Origin of the sequence: Mesorhizobium sp. M0047, from assembly GCF_040323315.1 — a bacterium.
Taxonomy (GTDB): domain Bacteria; phylum Pseudomonadota; class Alphaproteobacteria; order Rhizobiales; family Rhizobiaceae; genus Mesorhizobium.
Genome location: NZ_JAMYUW010000058.1, coordinates 12003 through 32002, shown reverse-complemented (window position 1 = coordinate 32002; position 20000 = coordinate 12003). Strand labels below are relative to the sequence as shown.

Here is a 20000-nt window from a genome sequence, read left to right as displayed (position 1 = left end):
GATCTCCTGTTGAGTGAGTGGTTCGATGCAGCCTCACCCTGACAGAGCGCCGGCCGCCGTTCACTCCTCATGGGATCTAAAGCCGGGGAGCCTTACTGGATCGCACCCGATCTGGCTGCGCAACCCTGACCAGCTTACGCCTGATCGGGCGCGCACGTCGGCGCCAAGAAGCGTCACTGTCGCGTTTCTAAATTGCTGCGCCCCCGCCCGCGAATTGCCCCTTTGCGACATTTCTACTTTGCTGGCAGCACGAAATTCGAACTTGGTTGCAACACGTTTGTAGCAGCTATTTAGCAATGCGATAGTTGCCCCAGTTAGAGTGCGACGCTCCCCGCTTCCGAGCCTAGTCAACATGAAGCTGGAAAGAAAGGCTGGCGTCTTCACAGAGCCTGGCGTGAGACCGGGCTTGTTGTGGAAGCCGTCATGCCTTTGGTCACCTTGTCGCAAACAGAGCTGCAACGTCTCGAAGCCATCCAGAAGATCCGTGACCGACGGCTGACGGAAGCTGGCATTTGGACATCACGCCGGGAGCGCAAGAAGCCTGCACATTCCCTGCAAAGCACCGCCAAATACGCGGTTTTTCGGCGCGTGAACTACTTTCGGCGAAGCCTTCCTGCGATAGGATTCGCTAAAGTAAGTGCAGGGAACAAAAAAGGACGTGGTTGTGACTACAACCCTACAGAATGCCATCTACGGCCGAGCGCGCCGTAACGAACAGTACCAATGACAAGCCAGTCTCCCTTCTTGACCCTCCTGGGGTTTGGCACGCAGGGGTGGGGTTTCGCCCTGTTGCATGGCTCGCTGGCGACGCTCGGGATCGCTGTAGCGTCTTTCTTGCTGGGCGGAATTATAGGCACAATCGCAGCTTGGGCCAAGATCAAAGGCGGTCGCTTTGTGAGGTGGTTCGCGAGCACCTTCACGACTATCTTCAGAGGCGTTCCGGATCTGCTCGTGGTCTATCTGTTTTATTTCGGATCGAGCTCATTGGTCGCTCCAATCGCGCGCGCTTTGGGAAATCCCGAAGTAACCACCCTGCCCGGCTTTGTGGCAGGCATTCTCGCGATAGGTATCGTGTCAGGTGCCTATCAAACGGAAGTTCTTCGAGCAGCTTTCGGGACCATCAGGCGGGGCGAACTAGAGGCCGCAACTGCAGCTGGCATGAGCACGCTCTTAAAATTCCGTCGAATTATCGTCCCGCTGACCCTGCGAAATGCAATTCCAAACCTCGGAAACGTCTGGCAATTCACGCTCAAAGATACTGCCCTTATTTCAGTTATTGGAGTGGTCGATACGGTTCGTCAGGCACAGATGGGTGCTGGAGCTACGCATCGACCCTTTCCATTCTTCATTGCAGCGGGCATTGCATTCCTCCTGATCACGACGTTATCGGGCTTTGCATTTAGAAGAGCTGACGCGTTCTTTCGCAAAGATGGGACACGCTCGTGATGGATGTGCCGTTTCTCACCGATACGTTTTTAGCTCTCGTTTCGGGAGTGCCCCTCACCATTCAGTTGACGGTGCTCTCGTTAGCGGCCGGCGCCCTGCTTGCTGCCGGTCTTGTCGCAATGCAGCTCAGTCGCTTTCCTCTCTTGGCACTCATCGCCAAGACATATGTGTTCGTCTTCCGCGGCTCGCCGCTGCTGGTCCAGATCTATTTGATTTATTTTGGATTGGGGCAGTTTCCTGCTCTGCGCGCGAGTCTCCTGTGGCCGTTCCTGCGCGAACCTTATTGGTGCGCGCTGCTGGCTCTCGCACTTAATGAAGCTGCCTATTCGTCTGAAATCATGAGAGGCGCCCTGCGATCAGTGCCATCAGGGCATATTGAGGCTGGCAAGGCGTGCGGCATGTCGAGTTTCCTTCTTTTGCGACGAATTGTAGTCCCAACGGCTTTGAGAAACAGCCTTCCAGCATGTGCGAACGAGATGATCGTCATGGTGAAGGCAACGGCCCTCGTATCAACCATCACATTGCTCGACATCACTGGAATAGCTGCGCAAATCGTCTCCGACACGTACAGGTCCATCGAAGTGTTTCTCATGGCGGGGGCGATCTATCTCGCAATCAACTTCGCGATCACGAATGCAGTTTCGTTCGTTGAATACAAGCTAAACCACCATCTCCGCGAAGCCTGAACGGACCAGGAGCATTGACAATGGAACACAGCCCACCGGTCACCGTCGTCGTTCAGCTAACGGATGTTCGCAAGTCCTTCGGTACCCTGGAGGTCCTCAAAGGCATTTCGTTCAGGGCGCTTAGGGGGGACGTGATCTCGATATTGGGGTCTTCCGGCTCCGGGAAATCAACAATGTTGAGGTGCGTCAATATGTTGGAGGTGCCTAGCTCAGGATCTGTGGAGATCGAGGGCGAAACCATCACCGTGCGATCGACTAGAGGTGGACGGACAGCGCCTGCAAGCACCAAGCAAGTCGAGCGTATCCGATCGCGGGTTGCCATGGTCTTTCAGGGGTTCAACCTCTGGCCTCACATGACGATCCTACAAAACGTGATGGAAGCTCCAGTCCATGTTCAGAAACGGGATCGGGCAACCTGCGCCGCCGAGGCAGAGGCCTTCCTCGAAAAGGTCGGGATCGCGGATAAGCGCGATTCTTACCCCACTCACCTCTCAGGTGGCCAGCAGCAGAGGGCAGCGATCGCGCGAGCTCTCGCCATGCACCCCAAGGTTCTCCTGTTTGATGAGCCCACTTCAGCACTCGATCCTGAACTCGTTGGAGAGGTTCTCAGAGTGATGCGCGCCTTGGCAGATGAGGGCCGCACGATGCTTGTTGTGACTCACGAGATGGCATTCGCCCGTGAGGTTTCCAACAAAGTCCTCTTTCTTCACCAAGGAGTGGTCGAAGAGGAAGGCACACCGGATGAAGTTTTCGCAAAAAGCCAATCCGACCGGTTGAGACAGTTTCTGTCCGGAAGCACTGCCGAAACCAGGGTCGCGTCGTCGACAAGACTCAAAACTGCGTAACTTAAACCAAAACAAATGGAGAAATGCTTTGAACCGATCGAAAACGAATTTCGTAACCGCCCTGGGAGTTCTAGCCTTGCTCACCGGCATGGCTACCGCCCAAGACGTCCCGTCTCATGTTAGCATTGCCACGGAAGGAACTGCGGCCCCGTGGAATTTCACCACTCCTGACGGGAAGCTCGACGGAATGGAAATCGACCTAGCAAAAGATCTCTGTGCAAGGGCGAAAATCGAATGCGAATTGCAGGTTCAGACATTCGATGGGATGATCCCAGGGCTGCTCGCAAAGAAATTCGACGTTATGATGTCGGGCGTAACCATTACCGCAAAGCGCCAAGAAATCATCGCGTTCTCCGTACCTTACGTCTCGGACGTCTTGTCCATAGGTGTGCTCAAAGACGGGGATTTGGCCAAGCTCAAGAACGAAGGCGCCGTATCTCTCGCTGAAGCTTCACCTGAGCGTGATGCTGCATTGCAAACCATACATGAAGCGCTAAAGGGCAAGACGGTTGGCGTGCAGGCATCGTCGATATCTGCGGCCTTTGCCAAGGAGTACCTCAAAGACGTGGCGACGATCCGTGAGTACAAGTCGACGCCGGACCAAAATTTCGACCTTCAGTCAGGTCGCGTTGATGCGGTCATCAGCGATAATTCGACAATGGTATCCGCTTTGAAGGGCCCAGGTGGCGATACGATGGTTATCGTCGGACCGAAGTTTCAAGGTGGCATTGCCGGCAACGGTCAGGGTCTGGGTTTTCGAAAGGAAGACACGGCGCTCAAACAGGCGTTTGACACGGCAATCAAAGCGGCTAGCGCCGACGGGACCGTTAAAAAGCTGACTGAAAAGTGGTTCGGAACTGACATTTCCGTCAAGTAGCCGGTGTTGATTTCTGGTTCGCGCTCCAAGCGAGCCAGAAATTGATGTGGTCGCTCAATCCGCTTATCGACAGACGCCCAAACGCCAGCGTCGGATGCAACCGAGCGTCTACGGGCTTCCTTCGGGGAGCATTTGTAATGGTCACGATAGGTTTTGGAGAATGCGAAGCGGAAAGAAAGCCACACAATGTCAATCTCGACAATAGGTGTGGTAGAATTAATAATAGGAAGGTGTGCCTGCTCTAATCGCAACTTCAAATAATAATTGCTGGGGGAGCACTTCAGCCCCGTCATGAAAACCCTTCTCGATCTGTCGCCGTGATAAACTGAGCAGTTTTGCCAATTGGTCTAAAGGCAGCGGTTCAGCGATATTTGTTTCCATCCGTTCGACAATCTTATGATCGCAGTGTGAGAGGGACGAGTCTGCATATCCAGGGACAGACGCTGACGATCCCCCGCCGGTGTAACGAGCGTTATGATAAGCTGGCCGAACAGCTGCCTGGCACCTTGGACGCACGTTGCGTCTCAAACCGCTTCTTTGACGGCGGAGAGAAATTGCTTTGTACGGTCCCGTTGCGGGTTGCCGAACAAAGTCTGAGGTGGGCCCTGTTCCTCCACTGACCCCCCGTAGAAAAAGCACACGCGGTTTGAGATGTCGCGTGCAAATCCCATTTGGTGGGTAACCATGATCATCGTGAGGTTATGTTCGGCGACGAGTTTGCGGATGACCTCCGTCACTTCGCCGATCACCTCCGGGTCAAGGGCAGATGTGACTTCGTCAAAGAGCAAAACCTTGGGGCGCATGGCCAGCGCCCGCGCAATAGCAACACGCTGTTGTTGTCCACCGGACAGCCTTGATGGGTGTTGGTCACGCTTATCGATCATGCCCACCATTGTGAGCAGCTCCTCGGATCGCTCCTGAGCTTCTTTACGTGAAAGACCCAGGACATGAACGGGACCTTCCATACAATTTTGAATCGCAGTCATGTGCGGAAACAGGTTAAATTGTTGGAAGCACATACCAATCGATGAACGTATCTTTCTCTGGTAACGCTCGTCGGCCGGTACCAGTACGCCATCCCGCGGCATATGGGACAATGGCTTGCCATCAACGTAGATGACGCCCTCGTTGATTGTCTCTAGGGTCATGAGGGTTCTTAAAACTGTGGTCTTGCCGGATCCTGAGGGACCAATGATGGTCACCATTTCCCCCTGCGCGACGTCCAGATCGAGTTGCCTAATGACCTTGAGTTCGCCGTAGCTTTTGCTGACGTTCATGAACCGGACCATCGGCCGATCGCCTTCAGGCAGTTCCAGCGGATAATTGATTCCGATCATTTTTGCAGCCCCAATCCCAGCCGTAGCCGGCGTTCAAACAAGCGGACCAGACCAGCCGTGGGTAGTGAGATGAGAAGGAAAATGAGTCCGACCAATGTGAAAGGCTCAAGATAGCGGTAGTTCTGAGAGCCGATAGCATTCGCGGCATGCATCAATTCGGCAACGCCGATGACCGAGAGCATGGGCGTATCCTTGAGAATACCTACTAGGTAGTTGCCCATGCCAGGTATTGCGGGCGCCAGCGCCTGAGGGAATATGATGCGGAAATAGGTTCTCCATGGAGATAAGTTCAAAGCCCGGCACGCTTCCCACTGACCGAGTGGGACTGCTTCAATACCAGCCCGATACACCTCTGATAAATAGGCCGAGTAGTGCAGCCCGATGGCAATTAGTCCTGCGACCCAAGGGGAAAGATTGAGCCCAAATTGGGGGCCGACATAGAAGACAAAGAAAATTTGCAGAACGAGCGGCGTAGATCGGATAAATTCAATGAGTTCACGAAGGATCAATCGCGCTCCAGCCACTGTTGTCCGTTGGGCCAAGGCGAAAACGAGGCCTACCACAAGCGCGATCACATACCCGATAGCCGCAGCGAGAAGCGTGTTGAGTGTCGCCGCCAATAGGCGTGGCAGGATTGCCCATGCGAAATCCCAGCGCCAATCCAAGATCATGTTCGGCCGAGCCTCCGGCCCATTATCCGCTCCATTTGTCCCATCAGTGGCGTGATCAGCAAGCGCGCCAGGACGTAGTAGATGACAAGGGCCGTACCAAACGCTTGGGCCGAAAGGTAGGTCGAGGCGTTAATTTGTTTAGCCTGAAACATGAGGTCGGTCACCGAAATGAGCGATACCAACGCAGTTCCCTTCAAAAGCTCGATCATGAGATTACCCCAGGGCGGCAGCATGATGGCAAGGGCCTGTGGTGCTATGATCCGCCTCATTCGAGACAGCGGCGTCATATTGATTGCGATGGCCGCCTCCCATTGGCCCCGGGCGACAGATTCGATGGCTCCTCTTACGATCTCTGCCCCATAGGCTCCATAATTGAGGCCCACGGATAGAAATCCGGCGGTAAATTTGTCGAATGAAATGCCAAACAGCGGCAGGACGAAAAATATCCAATAAAGCTGCACGAGAAGCGACGTGCCCCGAAATAGCTCGATGAAGGCGATAGAGGCGGCCCGGATCACCCAGTTTCGGGATAGCTTGCCCAATCCGGCAATGGTAGCCACACCGACAGCGACCACTGCCGCGAGAATGAATTGCGCAATGGTAATGGCAGTTCCCTGCGTGATCGCAGAGCCGTATGTTTCAAGGAATTGCCAGATAGTCATCGCCGTCCTCCGGCATTCAGGGCCAGCGGAACATCGAAGCCGCCGGCCCTGAGATTGGTGTGCGGTTATCGATTCGAACAAATCCAGTCAACGGTCTCGCTGCCTGGCAGCATGGCCTTGTCATAACCAAAAGGCTCAACGGCCTGCAACATGCCAGGGGTGCCGATGTATTTCTTCTGGGCCTCGTTAAACTTTTCGATGAAATCCTGGTCCGTCTTACGGAAGCCGACGCTGACCCAGTTCTTGGTCCAATCCGGGAAGTCGTTTGGATCGGTGACTTCAACCTTACCCTCGGCCTTGGAAGCCATATCCTTCAGGGTCAGGTAATTGTGTGCGGCTGCAGCGGCGCGGCCGCCGACCACTGCTGCTAGCATCTCCGAAGGACCGGGCACCTCCATGATCTGCGATTCTGGAACGCCGTCCTTCTTGGCATTTTCAATCAAGCTGTAACCGATGCCGGTAACCATGGTTTCACCGGTTTTAGTCAGGTCCTTGTAAGTTTTGATGCCCTTCGGGTTACCTTTTAACACGAGGAAAGCGTCTGAAACCTTCGCCAACGGCTCAGAAAATGCTACGTTTTCGCAGCGCGAATGCAGGATGTAGAGGCCTCCAGTGATCAGGTCTAGCCGATCCGACTGAAGTGCGGGAATCAACCCACCCCAGTCAGTAACCACCGTTTCAACGTTGTCGTAGCCCATGTTCTTGAGGACGCCCAGGACGTAGGCGTTAACGTAGCCGGCAGGCTTATTGTTGGCGTCCGGAAAGGCAAACGGCGGCTCGTTTGCATAGCCGATGCGAATTGTCTTTCCGCTCGAAATCCGATCCATCAATTCTCCCGCCTGGGATTGGACGGAGACAAAGCAGGAAAAGGCCAAGCCTAGGGCGACAGCAATTTTTGCGAGTTTCGTGGTCATGATGAGTTCCCTTTCTTGTTTTCTGTGAAGTTACGCTCGTAATTTGATTGACCAGCCATTTTGTGTTGGACAGGCCCCTAACGGCTCGGGGTGCCCCCTGCCCGGCTGTCGGTCATGTTCGGGCTGGGAGGCCAGCCCGATGGTGAGGTCAGTCGATAACGATGAGGCGCCGTTCCACATCGCTGAGACGTTCGCCGCCTTTCGGAGTTACGACGAATGATTCCGAGACAGCTGCGCCAAAATCATCGAGCCACACGCCCGATTGAAAATGGAAACACATACCCTCTTGCAACGGTGTTTTTTCGCCGGCGCGAATGCTGATGGTGCGTTCACCCCAGTCTGGCGGATAGGCTATGCCGATTGAGTAGCCGACACGGCTGTCCTTCCTGTAGCCGTAGCGCTTAAGAACAGCCTGAAACACGGCTGCGACCTCTTCCACTGCTACGCCTGGCTTGGCGGCCTCAAGTGCAAGATCACCGCCTTCGACGATCGCGGATGCTAGTCGAGAGATTGCCTCAGGGGGTTTTCCGACATGGACAGTGCGGGTAAGCGGGGTGGTGTAATGTCGCCGCGCAGCTCCAAGTTCCATTACAATCAGCCCGGACCTGGGGACGATCTGATTGCTCCAGGTTAGATGACAAGTGCTTGTCCCCTCCTCGATTTGAAGCAAGGGCGATAGACTTGTGTAGTCACCAAACTTGCCATCGATACCTAGGATCTGATTTCGGTAGACGTCCGCTATGACCTCGTAGTCGTGAACGCCTGGCTTAATTGCAGCGATGGCCTCTCGCATCGTATTGCTTATGATGCGACCAGCTTCCCTCATGTAAACAAGCTCAGGCTCGGACTTAACGAGCCTTGCCCAGTTGACGAGCTCTCGGCTGTCAGCGAACTTGGCATTGGGAAGGCCACCGACGAGATGTTGGTGAGCGCGCGCAGTGTAGTAATGGGCATCGAGCTCGACACCTATGCGATCTGCTCCCCAGCCTTTGGAGACTATCAGTTTGCACAGATCATCGTAGGGATGGTTATCGGGGTGATGAACCAAAGTCTCCGAAAAGGATACTATGTTTTCGAGCGGCAAATTGGTCGTGACTGTAGCCGACTTGGCGTCGATGGGTCGCCCAAACCAGAACGGCATTTCTTCATTAAGGTGGACCAGGACCACCTGCGGCGTATAGAAGGACCAGCTGTCGAAGCCGGTTAACCAGCCCATGTTGGCCGGGTCCTGGCATATCAAGAGGTCAAAGCCAGCTTTTTCCATCCGGCTCTTCACGTCTTTGACGCGGCGCTCGAACTCCTCGGGCAGAAACGCTTTTTCGTAGTGCATTCGTGCGATCCTTCTTGGAAATGGGTAAGTGCTCGAGTACACCCGTATGTCCGCGATCACCGCAATCAGACGTTGATCCGCCACCTGGCATTGCTGGGTACCCTCTATAGTGTCCCCCGCAGGTCCCTCTTTTTTTATCGCGGGAGGCTCACGAAGCATTTGTCGCGAGCGGTTTGCAGTCAAATGCAGTGTTGATATCGCCATCATCTCGCTTCGAGATACCGACACCGTAAATTCAATCTTGCTCGATCCCGGTCGAACCATGCCTTGGGATGGGCCCGTGATGTAACACCCATCTGAAAACGCGATGGTTCCGGTATGAAATTTATATTGGGCTTAGCAGCGCGCTGGGGCCTTAATCAGGTTGACGTCGGGAACGAGCATTGCGACGCACACCTCGGGGCAAGCAACATATGAAAATCGTAGACATCGTGTTGGCGCCGGGCACCGGTGCATTCTTCTACGACGATCAGGCCGCCATCAGGGCGGGCGCTGCTCAGGATGGTTTCCTTTACGTCGGCGAACCCGTGACACCCGGCCTGGCCGCTATCAGGACGCCCGCGTCATCGCTCAGCATCGGGTTGGTCCTCTCTGATGACACGGTTGCCTGGGGTGACATGATGAGCGTCCAATACTCGGGGGCCGGCGGTCGCGATCCCCTCTTCAACGCTGATGCCATGTCGACACTTGCCAAGGAAGTGCTGGCTCCGAGGGTTGGCGCCGCAGACATATCTTCTTTTCTCGATGCTTGCGCACTGGTGCTGGCGCCACTTGAGGGCAAACGCCTGCCTCTGGCGCTGGAGTATGGTGTCAGCCAGGCTTTGTTGCGAGCAGCTGCCCATGCGGGCCGAAAAACAATGGCTGAAGCGGTTTGCGATTCTTTCGGCCTTCCCCTGCCCTCCCGTGGTGTGCCGATCTATGCACAGAGCGGCGATGCGCGCGAGATCAACGTCGACAAGATGATCCTGAAGAATGTCGACGTCCTTCCGCATGGCCTCATCAACTCGAGACAGAAGTTTGGTGTTGGAGGTCAAACCTTCCTTGACTTCGTCGAATGGGTTGCGGCGCGAATACAGAAAATTGGCCGTCCGGGTTACCGGCCCATCCTGCATTTTGACGTATATGGCTGGATCGGCCTCGAGCTCGGCCTTGATCCCCAGATTATTGCTGACTTCATTTGCCGCGTCGCAGACACGGTGCCTGGTTTCACAGTCAACATCGAATCTCCCGGCGACTTCGGATCGACAGAAGCACAGGTCGAGAACTACGCCCGCATCGTTTCGATCTTGGATGGACGGGGATCCAATGCCCGGATCGTTGTCGACGAACGCTGCAATACGCTTGACGATGTGCGGCAGTTCGCCGAGGCGCGCGCCACCCACCTGGTGCAGATCAAGACACCTGACGTGGGCTCTCTGGCGGACACAGCGAAAGCCGTGCTGATCTGCAAACAAAATGACGTAGGAGCCTATGTCGGCGGCAGTTGTACCGAAACCGACCTGTCGGCTCGTGCGACCGTCCATGTGTCGGTCGCTACCCGGGCCGACATGATGCTGGCGAAACCCGGCATGGGTGTGGACGAAGGCATTTCCATTGTGGGGAATGAGCAGAGCCGCCTGCTGGCTCTTCTGGAAAGGCGACGCCCCGTAGGCGACAAGTCCCAGCCGCTCCAAGGCGCACCAAGGGTGGTGCTGCGGTGACCAAAGCTCTCACGGGAATCACTGTTGTCGCGGTCGAGCAAGCGGTTGCCGCGCCCTACGCGTCGTCCCGACTTGCAGACGCTGGTGCTCGGGTCATCAAGATTGAACGTCCCGAAGGCGATTTTGCACGAAACTATGACAGCCTAGTTCAAGGGCAGAGTGCTTATTTCGTATGGCTGAACCGTGGGAAAGAGTCTGTTTGCCTCGATCTTCGGCTCGAAGGGGATCGGGTACTGCTCGACGCATTGGTGTCTTCGGCGGACGTCTTCATCCAGAACTTAAAACCGGGGAGCATCGCCAAACTGGGCTTCGGTACCGCCCGCCTTCGGGAGCGATACCCGCGCTTGATCACTTGCGACATTTCAGGGTTCGGTGAAGGCGGTGAATATTCCCACCTGAAAGCGTATGACCTGATCGTTCAAGCAGAAAGCGGCTTATCGGCCATAACCGGAACCCCCGAGGGCGAGGCGCGCGTCGGCGTATCAGTTTGTGATATCTCCGCAGGCATGACGGCGCACAGCGCCATTCTTCAGGCTCTCTACAGCCGCGAGTTGACCGGAAAGGGCTCCGCGATCCAGGTTTCGCTGTTTGATGCAGTGGCAGACTGGATGAACGTACCGGTGCTTCAGCACGATTATGGAAATTATCGCACATTGCGCTCAGGGGTGAACCACCCGTCCCTCGCCCCCTACGGAGCCTATCGGTGTGCTGACGGCAAGTTCGTGATTTTCTCCGTTCAGAACGACCGAGAATGGGTGAACTTCTGTAATGCTTTCTTGAAGAAGCCAGAACTCACCAGGGCCCCTGGATTCGCGGCCAACATGGACCGGCTTGGCAACCGCCATGCGCTTGATGAGGTCGTGCAAAACCGCTTTTCCGAACTGTTGAGTGACGAGGCAATGCAGGAACTTGAGGCCGCGGGCCTCGCTTACGGTAGATTGAATGACATACCATCGGTCTCTGAACATCCTCATCTGCGCAGGGCCGAAGTTGAGACGCCAGGGGGCAGCATCAGCGTGATCGCCCCGGCCGCTATCTTCAATAGCGAACCAGTCGTATTACGGCCAGTACCAGCACTCGGCGCCCATACGATGGCTATTCGTGAGGAGTTTAAGTCCCATGAGGACTTGTCAAAGGCGGTGAGGTGAGCACCATCGAAATGGATGCAGCTGCGTCAATCATCGCGTTCGGCGAAGGCCGCTTGCGGTCCCTCCTGTTCGTACCGGCCCACCTGCCAAAATTCGTGGACAAAGCACATGATCGTGGCGCTGACGCGATCGTGCTGGATCTGGAGGATTCTGTTCCGTGCTCATCGAAATCCGAAGCCCGTCACCGACTTCGCGACAGCATCGCGGGGGCCGGCCGGAACGGCGCGTCCATGTTGATAAGGGTGAACCACGGCTTGCGAGAGCTTTGCGCCGATCTTGATGCCGCAGTTGTGTCAGGCGTCGCCGCCATCGTCCTGCCGAAAGTCGAATCGGCTGAGTGGGTTGTCGAGATCGAACGTGAGATCCTGGCGCTGGAGAGCGTGCGGGGTCTGGCACCCGGAGGTATCCGCCTGGTAGCCCAGATCGAAACGCCGGCTGCACTGCCGAGACTCACGGCCATCGCAACAGCGCATCCCAGGCTGGTTGCCATGGCGCTCGGTCCAGAGGATTTTAGCGCGGCTGTAGGCGGTCAGCCGACAGCAGATCTCCTCCTTGGGCCAAATCTCGCGGTTCTCTTTGCCGCGCGTGCCGCAGGCCTTATCCCGCTTGGCTTCGTGGGCAGCATCGGTGATTTCGCCGATCTCCCAAAGTTTCGCGAAACCGTGCGCCGTTCCAAGACCCTGGGATTCGCCGGTGCCTTCGCCATTCATCCCGCCCAGGTTCTCGTCCTGAACGAAGAGTTCGCTCCACTGGCAAACGAGTTGGAATGGGCAAGGCGAGTCATTGCCGCTGAACAGGAAGCTAAGGCTCAGCATTTGGGAGCGTTTACAGTCGATGGAAAGATGATTGACGCTCCCGTCATTCGCCGCGCCAGAGCGCTTCTCGCCTGGGGTCACTGAGCGTGCCACCTTCCGCCTAGTCCATCGACGATGTGGTCCCTTCCGTGCCATCTCATTTCGAGATAGGTTGCTGTATTGCAATGCTGACAAGGCGTTGCGGGTAGGTCGGTCCTAGATGGAATTCAGACAGCTCAAATATTTTGTCGGAGTGGTCGAGGCCGGCAGCTTTACGAAGGCTGCTGCCATGCTCAACGTCGCACAAAGCGCACTCAGCCTTCATGTGCGTCAGTTAGAGGAGGAATTCGGATCTCAGCTGCTGATCAGGGACCGGAGCGGTATCAGCGTCACGCCCTCTGGCGCAAAACTCCTGGAACGTGCGCGCACAATCTTGAACGAAATCAGGATTACCAAGGCCGAGATGAGCAATACGGCCGCATCGGGAGAAGTGACGATTGGCATCCCGTCTGGAGCAGCACGTGTGCTTTCGGGGCCGTTACTGGAAGCCGTGCGCAGTGAACTCCCTCTTGTGACCCTAAAGATGGTCGAAGGAATGACCGGCCCTCTTGAGGAGTGGATGGCTGCGGGACGGTTCAACCTGGCGATCCTGTACCGCACCGCCGATGCCATCGCAGGCCTTCCGATATTGGCGAGAGAAGACTTCTGCCTGGTTGCCCCACCCAATTTACCCCCCTTCCCCGATGTGGTTGCACTATCGGACCTACACGCTTTCCCGCTTGCGGTGCCTATGCGCACCAACAACGTCCGGCGTTCGGTCGCGGATGTGGTGGCCCAACATGGCTGCCGCCTTGACGTGCGATTCGAAGTGGACTCGTTATCGACGATCATCAGCATGGTCACTGAAGGCAAGGCCTATTCCATCCTCACACCTTCAGCCATTCACAAGGAAGTCCAGCAAGGGCTGGTGCGTATGGTCAGGATCGTCGACCCGGTCATCACCCGCTCGGTGGTGCTGGCCGTGAATCCAAAGGATGAGAGTTCGCCTTCAGTGTCGGCGGTCCGCAAACTGATCCCCGGGATCGTCCGAGAGTTGATTAATAGCGGGCACTGGCTGGCCAAGGCTCCTACTGAGCCGGCGAGCGTACATCCCTGATCCGGCCCGATCTCGTTTCCAGATGCCAATCGGCAAAATTCCATATTTGACCCCAAGCCATGGGCGGGATGTAAGTGACGGTGACTGGACCGATCCGGCTGGCGTGCCGTATCAGGCCTCACTTTTCAACCGGAGCTACAGATGTCAGAAGCCAAGCGGTATGAGCTCTTCATAGACGGCGCATGGCGGAGCGGCGGCAAAGGCGACATTCCGGTTATCAACCCTGCCACCGAGCAGGTGTTCGCATCGGTCGGTTCCGCATCGACGAAAGACCTTGATGATGCCTTGGCCGCCGCCGAGCGAAGCCGTAACGCTTGGGCCGCGCGACCTGCGCGCGAACGGGGTGCTCTCCTTGTCGCGGCCGCACGGATCCTTGCCGCAAGAGTTGACGAGGCCGCCAAGGCGCTATCCGCCGAGCAGGGCAAGACATTGGCCGAGGCGGCAGGCGAATACCGACGCGCGCTCGAAATGCTGGAATGGAACGGTGCTCACGCGGAGGAGCTTTGTGCATCAATTCCGATGGGTTCCGGCCGCACGCTCGTGCCTGAGCCGCTCGGTGTGGTAACGGCCTTTACACCTTGGAACTACCCGGCGGTCCTCAACGCTCGGAAGCTCGGTGCCGCATTGGCTGCAGGGTGCACCGTCATCCTCAAAGGTGCTGAAGAGACGCCTAGCGCCGGCGTGTTTATCGTCCAAGCTCTTCATGAGGCGGGCATTCCGGCCGGCGTCGTCAACCTTGTGTTTGGGGTGCCAGCCGTTATTTCGGAGCATCTGCTCCGATCCCCCATAATCAAGGTCCTCAGCTTCACAGGTTCCACGGCAGTCGGGAAACATCTTGCCAGGCTAGCCGCGGACAACCTCCAGCGATGTGTGCTTGAGTTGGGCGGGCATTGCCCCGTGATCGTGTGTGAGGATGCGGATCTAGAAGCCGCGGCCACGGCAATTTCGGAATACAAATTTGAATGCGCTGGTCAAAGCTGCAATGCGCCGAGCCGCATCCTGGTTGCGCAACCCGTTTACCAGCAGTTCCTCTCGCGATTGGTAGACGTCGCGAAATCGATCAAAGTCGGCCCTCCAGATGCGCCGGGCACCGAAATGGGGCCAATGGCGAACAGCCGCAGGATTGAAGCGTTGCAGCGCCTGACCAAGGATGCCGTTGGGAGAGGCGCACGGATTGAAGCCGGCGGTAGCAGGCTGGACCAGGCCGGTTTCTATTGGCCTCCGACGATCCTGACCGGGGTGCCCTCGGAGTCGGACATCCTGCGGGAGGAACCTTTCGGGCCTATTTTGACAATTGCTCCTTTCGACACGCTCGACGACGCTGTCGCTGAAGCAAACGACACCGAATATGGCCTGGCGTCTTATTTCTTTACGTCTTCCGACGAGACGAAACGCCTGTTGGCTGGCAATCTGGCGGCTGGCGCCGTCAGCATCAATTTCCTCAAAGGCGTCGCCGCTGATGCGCCGCATTCGGGCGTCAAGCAAAGCGGCTACGGCTACGAAGGGGGTGAGGACGGAATGCGGAGCTTCCAGAATTTGAAACTGGTCAATGGACTGGCAGCGCTTGAGCGGTAAGCGCACATATACCTCGATCCGAGGTGAAGACATTACGCAGAGCGTCGCTGACGCCCTGCAATACGTCTCGTACTACCATCCGCCCGACTACATCCACTATCTCGCCCAGGCTTACCGTGCCGAGAAGAGTGCTCCAGCGAAAAATGCTATTGGGCAGATTCTGGTCAACTCGCGCATGGCCGCATTCGGCCGCCGCCCAATATGCCAAGACACAGGCCTGGTCGTGGTTTTCGCCAAGGTAGGAATGTCGGTTCTTATCGACGCAAAGGTTTCCTTCGTAGAGCTGGTTAATGAGGGCGTCAGGCGAGCCTACCTAGATCCTGACAATCCTTTGCGTCCGTCGGTTGTCACCGATCCGCTGGCCAGCCGGACGAACACCCGGGATAATACGCCAGCGATCGTCCACGTTGAATTGGTGGCGGGCAGCGCCATCACATTTACGATCTCTGCGAAAGGTGGCGGCTCTGAAAATAAAGCCCGTTTCACGACGCTAAATCCGGGCGCCTCCGTCGCCGATTGGGTGGTCGAAACCGTCGCCACGTTGGGGAGTGGCTGGTGTCCACCAGGGATGATGTCGGTTGGCATCGGAGGTAGCGCTGAAAAGGCGATGCTACTCGCCAAGGAGGCAATGAATGAGCCGATCGACATGGCTGACCTCATTGCCCGCGGCGCCTCGTCTCCGGAAGAGGCTTTGCGGCTCGAACTCTACGAGAGGATCAATGCCCTGGGCATAGGCGCCCAGGGCCTCGGCGGTTTGACCACGGTTGTTGACGTTAAGGTCGCAACCTATCCGACCCACGCTGCGTCAAAACCAGTCGCGCTAATCCCACAATGTGCAGCGAACCGTCATGTTACGTTCGTCCTCAACGGATCCGGCTGCGCGGTCTTTAATCCGCCAGACCTATCCCTGTGGCCTGACATCGGGCCTGAAGATATAAGCCCTAAGTACGTCAGACGTGTGAACCTAGATACGCTGACGAAGGATGAGACCCGGCAATGGCAGTGTGGCGAGACCCTTCTGCTGTCTGGCAAACTCCTGACAGGCCGGGACGCTGCCCATAAGCGCATCGCAGAGCTGATTGATGCGGGCCAGCCGCTCCCGATCAACTTTGCCGGGCGGGTGATTTATTACGTCGGTCCCGTGCGAGCCGTTGGAAGCGAAGTCGTGGGACCTGCCGGCCCAACGACGTCAGACCGGATGGACGGATATACCGAAAAAGTCCTTGCCGCCACCGGGCTTCTTGCCATGGTTGGCAAAGCTGAACGCGGACCCGCCGCCATCGAATCGATCGTCAGGCATCAGGCGCCGTACATGGTGGCCGTAGGCGGGGCAGCGTACCTCATATCGAAATCTATCAAGTCTGCCCGCGTCATAGCGTTCGAAGACCTCGGTATGGAGGCTATCCACGAATTTGAAGTTCAGGATATGCCAGTGATCCTCGCAGTCGATGCGGCCGGCACGTCTATCCATGCCTTGGGCCCCGCCGAATGGCGCAAGCGCATGGCAGCTGACAGCATTGCACGCAGCATCGGTGTTTGACGGCGCAGTGCACGCTCAAATATCTTCCGGATCCTCAATAGGGACAGCGAACGTTGCCTTGACCCGGTCGACGACCACCATAGTCTTCAGGCTCTTAATGTGCGTGTTTTGATAGAAGAACTTCCGCGTGAATTGCTCATAGTCCTCCATGCTTCGGGCAGTGATATAGAGCACGAAGTCTGCCTCGCCGGTTATATAGAAACCCGTCGCAATCTCGGGTGAAGATTTGATATCCCGCTTGAACTTGTCGATGATATCGGCGCGCTCCCTTTCCAGGGTCACCATGACGATCATCTGGATCGGTCGGCCAACGGCCTTGGCCGATATAATCGAGACGTCTGCTTCGATAATCCCTTCTGCCCGGAGCCTCTTGAGGCGACGCTGGCATGCCGTGGCAGAAAGTCCGACCTTGTCGGCAACGACATCGGAGGTTAAGCGGTTGTTCCGTTGAACCAATTCCAGGATGCGGGCATCGATCCGGTCATATTTCATCTACGGTGATCTCGGCTGTGGCTGGCTCTCCAACCTCCCGTGCTGGATACCACAGCAGAAGGCAGATATTCACCGTTTATAGAGGCTATCTTGCCGGCAATGCAACGCGGTAGCGGTCTCAGTCCCGCCTGCATCGGGAAAACGCAGCGTTGACCTCACTTTGAGAAACGCTGCATCAGAGCGACGCTGCGCGCAGGAACACTGCAGTCTCTCCCCTCAGATCGGCGAAAACCAGTGCCCGTCTAACAGTACTTTGTCGGCCACAACCAACCCGCCTTCGTTCGCAGTTTCGCGAGCAGGCTACAACAGGGTTTCAAATGGCCAGCAAACTCCCATCCCATGCCGAATACGTCATCATCGGAGGTGGCATTATCGGCCTGTCTATAGCCTATCACCTAACCCGTCTGGGTTACAGGGACGTTCTGCTTCTGGAGCGCGACCAGCTGACTTGCGGGACTACGTGGCACGCTGCAGGCCTCGTGACGCAGCTCCGTGCCAATGAAACCATGGCCAAGCTTGCTCAATACTCGGCTGAGCTGTTCCGGGACCTCGAAAATCTGACCGGTCAGGCCACAGGCTTCCGTCAAACCGGCTCCATCACCGTCGCTGCGACCCAGGACCGCCTTGAGGAGCTTAAGCGCGGCTCCTCGATGGGGCGCTCGTTTGGGCTGGACGTGGAGATGATCAGCGCTGCGGAAGCCCAACGCCGCGTTCCTCTGCTTGATGTCAGTGATGTTCTCGGTGCCGCGTGGATTGCATCCGACGGGATGACCAACCCGATCGACACCGCCCGGGCCTTCGCCATCGGCGCCCGCCAAGGCGGAGCAACGATCCTTGAACGGACCCCCGTCAACCGTATCCTGGTCGAGAACGGACGCTTTGTTGGCGTAGAGACCAGCCAAGGTACGGTCCGTGCCGAAAAGGCGGTCATCAGTACGGGGCTGTGGACGCGAAACGTGGCGGCTGATCTCAATTGGTCAGTGCCGTTACAGGCTGCAGAACATTTCTATGTGGTCACGGAGGCCATTCCCGACCTCCCTCATGATCTGCCGACGATCCGTGATATGGACGCCCGCGTTTATGCAAAGGCTGACGCGGGAAAACTGCTCGTAGGCTTCTTTGAGCCCGATGGGAAACCTTGGGGCATGAATGGAATACCCCACGATTTTAGTTTCGATTCACTGCCAGAAGATTTCGATCACATCGAACCTTACCTCTCCGCCGCCATCGAGCGCATGCCTGTTTTGGCAAATGTCGGTCTTCAACTAAATTTCAACGGCCCGGAGAGCTTCACGCCGGACAACCGGTTCCACCTCGGCCCATCACCTGAAATTCAGGGTCTGTATGTTGCCTCTGGATTCAATTCCTGCGGAATTGAGTCCTCGGGTGGTGCAGGCAAGGTCATGGCAGAATGGATGTCGACGGGCTTGCCGGCCGGCGACTGCTGGGAAATGGACGTCCGGCGCTCTATGCCCTTCCAGAGGAACAAGCGCTATCTGTACGACCGTACAGTGGAGGCGGTCGGCAACCTCTGGACGCTTCACTTGCCTCACAAATCGCCAAAGACGGCGCGCAACGTCCGCGTATCCCCCCTGCACGACCGCCTGGCCGCCGCTGGCGCAAATTTTGGTGAAAGTGCCGGCTGGGAGCGGGTTCAATGGTTCGGCGCTCCCGGATCGCCGAATGAAAACCACGCGACGTTCGGCCGTGACGAATGGTTCGAACGCAGTGGCGCAGAACATGCGGCCACACGCTCTGGCGTGACGCTGTTCGACCAGACCTCGTTCGCGCACATGCTGGTTCAGGGACCTGATGCCCTTGCCCTGCTACAGCGCCTGTCCAATAACGACGTGAACGTTGCGGTCGGCCGGATTGTGTATACGCCGTGGCTCAACGAGCGTGGCGGTATGGAGTCCGACGTGACCATCGCGCGTATAGGTGATGAGGAATTCCTCGTAGTCACGGCGGCCGTCCAACGCACCCGCGATCTCGCGTGGTTGCGCTTGCACGCCAAGGGAGCCGGCCACGTAACGGTCGCCGACGTCTCATCCGGATACACCACGCTCTCCGTCATGGGTCCGCGATCGCGCGAATTGCTGGAGCGCGTCAGTCCCGCAGATTTCTCCAACGAGGCATTTCCCTTTGCAACGGCTCGCGAAATCGAGGTCGGATACAGCCTGGCGCTCGCATTTCGGATGACCTTTGTCGGTGAGTTGGGCTGGGAACTTCACATCCCGACCGAGCAGACATTGGGTGTCTATGACGCCTTGGTGTCCGCCGGCGCCGGTCTCGGCGTGGGCCACGCCGGGTATGTCGCCCTCAACACGCTGCGTCTGGAAGCGGGCTATCGTGACTGGGGTTCGGATGTCGGTGACGAAGACACCCCTTTGGAATCGGGACTGGCTTTCACGGTTGCCTGGGACAAGCCTGACGACTTCATTGGACGCGCGGCCCTGGAGGTCCAGCGCGGCAAGCCCTTACGCCGCCGGCTCGTCCAGTTCGCTGCGCCAGAGGCCAAGTCCTTGATGTTTGGCACCGAGCCTGTTTGGCGTAATGGAACCCTCGTCGGATACCTGCGCTCCGCCGGATTTGGCCACACTGTCGGCTGCGGTATCGGCATGGGATATCTCACCTCGGATGCCGGGGTAACGGCGGACTGGCTGTCATCAGGGTCATTCGAGATCGAGATTGCGGGAGAGCGCTATTCCGCCATAGCTTCTCTGCGGCCATTCTTTGACGCAGGACGTAGCCGCGTGAAGGGCGAATGGCGCGACGCCGGGGAGTTGATCGCGCCTGAGCTCCTCAAGGCCTGACTCTTGCATCTAGC

Annotated in this window: 17 protein-coding genes; 11 read left to right on the top strand and 6 right to left on the bottom strand. The window is 57.0% G+C overall.

Annotated features, from left to right (window positions below; all coding sequences use genetic code 11):
* Nucleotides 1-723 precede the first annotated feature (723 nt).
* From NKJ89_RS32915 to NKJ89_RS32900, 4 genes are all read left to right on the top strand, one after another.
* Nucleotides 724-1446: an ABC transporter permease gene (locus NKJ89_RS32915; RefSeq protein ID WP_352608645.1), complete on the top strand. Its 723-nt coding sequence runs from the start codon at nt 724-726 to the stop codon at nt 1444-1446.
* Nucleotides 1446-2132, top strand: coding sequence for an ABC transporter permease (locus tag NKJ89_RS32910; protein WP_352608644.1), 687 nt, complete (start codon nt 1446-1448; stop codon nt 2130-2132). The genes NKJ89_RS32915 and NKJ89_RS32910 overlap by 1 nt, the downstream gene beginning before the upstream one ends.
* 20 nt (nt 2133-2152) lie before the next feature.
* Complete coding sequence (locus tag NKJ89_RS32905) at nt 2153-2977, top strand: ABC transporter ATP-binding protein (protein ID WP_352608643.1); 825 nt, start codon at nt 2153-2155, stop codon at nt 2975-2977.
* Between the two features lie 76 nt (nt 2978-3053).
* Nucleotides 3054-3854 (top strand): transporter substrate-binding domain-containing protein, encoded by an 801-nt coding sequence (locus NKJ89_RS32900; protein WP_352608642.1) that lies wholly within the window; start codon nt 3054-3056, stop codon nt 3852-3854.
* 524 nt (nt 3855-4378) lie between these two features.
* On the opposite strand, the gene ehuA is transcribed toward NKJ89_RS32900, so the two are convergent.
* From ehuA to NKJ89_RS32875, 5 genes are all read right to left on the bottom strand, one after another.
* Nucleotides 4379-5191, bottom strand: a complete 813-nt coding sequence (gene ehuA, locus NKJ89_RS32895) for an ectoine/hydroxyectoine ABC transporter ATP-binding protein EhuA (protein WP_352608641.1) — start codon at nt 5189-5191, stop codon at nt 4379-4381.
* Nucleotides 5188-5862 carry an ectoine/hydroxyectoine ABC transporter permease subunit EhuD gene (gene ehuD / locus NKJ89_RS32890; protein ID WP_352608640.1) on the bottom strand — a complete coding sequence of 225 codons (675 nt, stop codon included), beginning with the start codon at nt 5860-5862 and terminating at the stop codon, nt 5188-5190. The genes ehuA and ehuD overlap by 4 nt, the downstream gene beginning before the upstream one ends.
* Nucleotides 5859-6524: an ectoine/hydroxyectoine ABC transporter permease subunit EhuC gene (gene ehuC / locus NKJ89_RS32885; RefSeq protein WP_352608639.1), complete on the bottom strand. Its 666-nt coding sequence runs from the start codon at nt 6522-6524 to the stop codon at nt 5859-5861. The genes ehuD and ehuC overlap by 4 nt, the downstream gene beginning before the upstream one ends.
* Before the next feature lie 65 nt (nt 6525-6589).
* Nucleotides 6590-7438, bottom strand: a complete 849-nt coding sequence (locus tag NKJ89_RS32880) for a transporter substrate-binding domain-containing protein (RefSeq protein ID WP_352608638.1) — start codon at nt 7436-7438, stop codon at nt 6590-6592.
* A gap of 148 nt (nt 7439-7586) precedes the next feature.
* A complete protein-coding gene (locus tag NKJ89_RS32875; RefSeq protein WP_352608637.1) occupies nt 7587-8768 on the bottom strand; it encodes a M24 family metallopeptidase in 1182 nt (393 codons plus the stop codon).
* A 413-nt stretch (nt 8769-9181) separates the two neighbouring features.
* Between NKJ89_RS32875 and NKJ89_RS32870 the strand changes: the two genes are divergently transcribed.
* The 6 genes from NKJ89_RS32870 (at nt 9182) to NKJ89_RS32845 (ending at nt 16681) form a co-directional block, all read left to right on the top strand.
* Complete coding sequence (locus tag NKJ89_RS32870; RefSeq protein WP_352608636.1) at nt 9182-10468, top strand: methylaspartate ammonia-lyase; 1287 nt, start codon at nt 9182-9184, stop codon at nt 10466-10468.
* Nucleotides 10465-11616, top strand: a complete 1152-nt coding sequence (locus NKJ89_RS32865) for a CaiB/BaiF CoA transferase family protein (protein ID WP_352608635.1) — start codon at nt 10465-10467, stop codon at nt 11614-11616. The genes NKJ89_RS32870 and NKJ89_RS32865 overlap by 4 nt, the downstream gene beginning before the upstream one ends.
* Nucleotides 11613-12515 (top strand): HpcH/HpaI aldolase/citrate lyase family protein, encoded by a 903-nt coding sequence (locus tag NKJ89_RS32860; RefSeq protein WP_352608634.1) that lies wholly within the window; start codon nt 11613-11615, stop codon nt 12513-12515. The genes NKJ89_RS32865 and NKJ89_RS32860 overlap by 4 nt, the downstream gene beginning before the upstream one ends.
* A gap of 115 nt (nt 12516-12630) precedes the next feature.
* Nucleotides 12631-13566, top strand: coding sequence for a LysR family transcriptional regulator (locus NKJ89_RS32855; protein WP_352608633.1), 936 nt, complete (start codon nt 12631-12633; stop codon nt 13564-13566).
* 141 nt (nt 13567-13707) lie between these two features.
* The gene (locus NKJ89_RS32850; RefSeq protein ID WP_352608632.1) at nt 13708-15141 is read left to right on the top strand and encodes an NAD-dependent succinate-semialdehyde dehydrogenase; all 1434 of its coding nucleotides are present in this window, start codon (nt 13708-13710) and stop codon (nt 15139-15141) included.
* The gene (locus tag NKJ89_RS32845; protein ID WP_352608631.1) at nt 15116-16681 is read left to right on the top strand and encodes a fumarate hydratase; all 1566 of its coding nucleotides are present in this window, start codon (nt 15116-15118) and stop codon (nt 16679-16681) included. The genes NKJ89_RS32850 and NKJ89_RS32845 overlap by 26 nt, the downstream gene beginning before the upstream one ends.
* A gap of 15 nt (nt 16682-16696) precedes the next feature.
* Here the strand turns inward: NKJ89_RS32845 and NKJ89_RS32840 are convergent, their stop codons facing one another.
* A complete protein-coding gene (locus NKJ89_RS32840; RefSeq protein ID WP_352608630.1) occupies nt 16697-17173 on the bottom strand; it encodes an Lrp/AsnC family transcriptional regulator in 477 nt (158 codons plus the stop codon).
* A 317-nt stretch (nt 17174-17490) separates the two neighbouring features.
* Between NKJ89_RS32840 and NKJ89_RS32835 the strand changes: the two genes are divergently transcribed.
* Nucleotides 17491-19986, top strand: coding sequence for a GcvT family protein (locus NKJ89_RS32835; RefSeq protein WP_352608629.1), 2496 nt, complete (start codon nt 17491-17493; stop codon nt 19984-19986).
* Nucleotides 19987-20000: the final 14 nt, after the last annotated feature.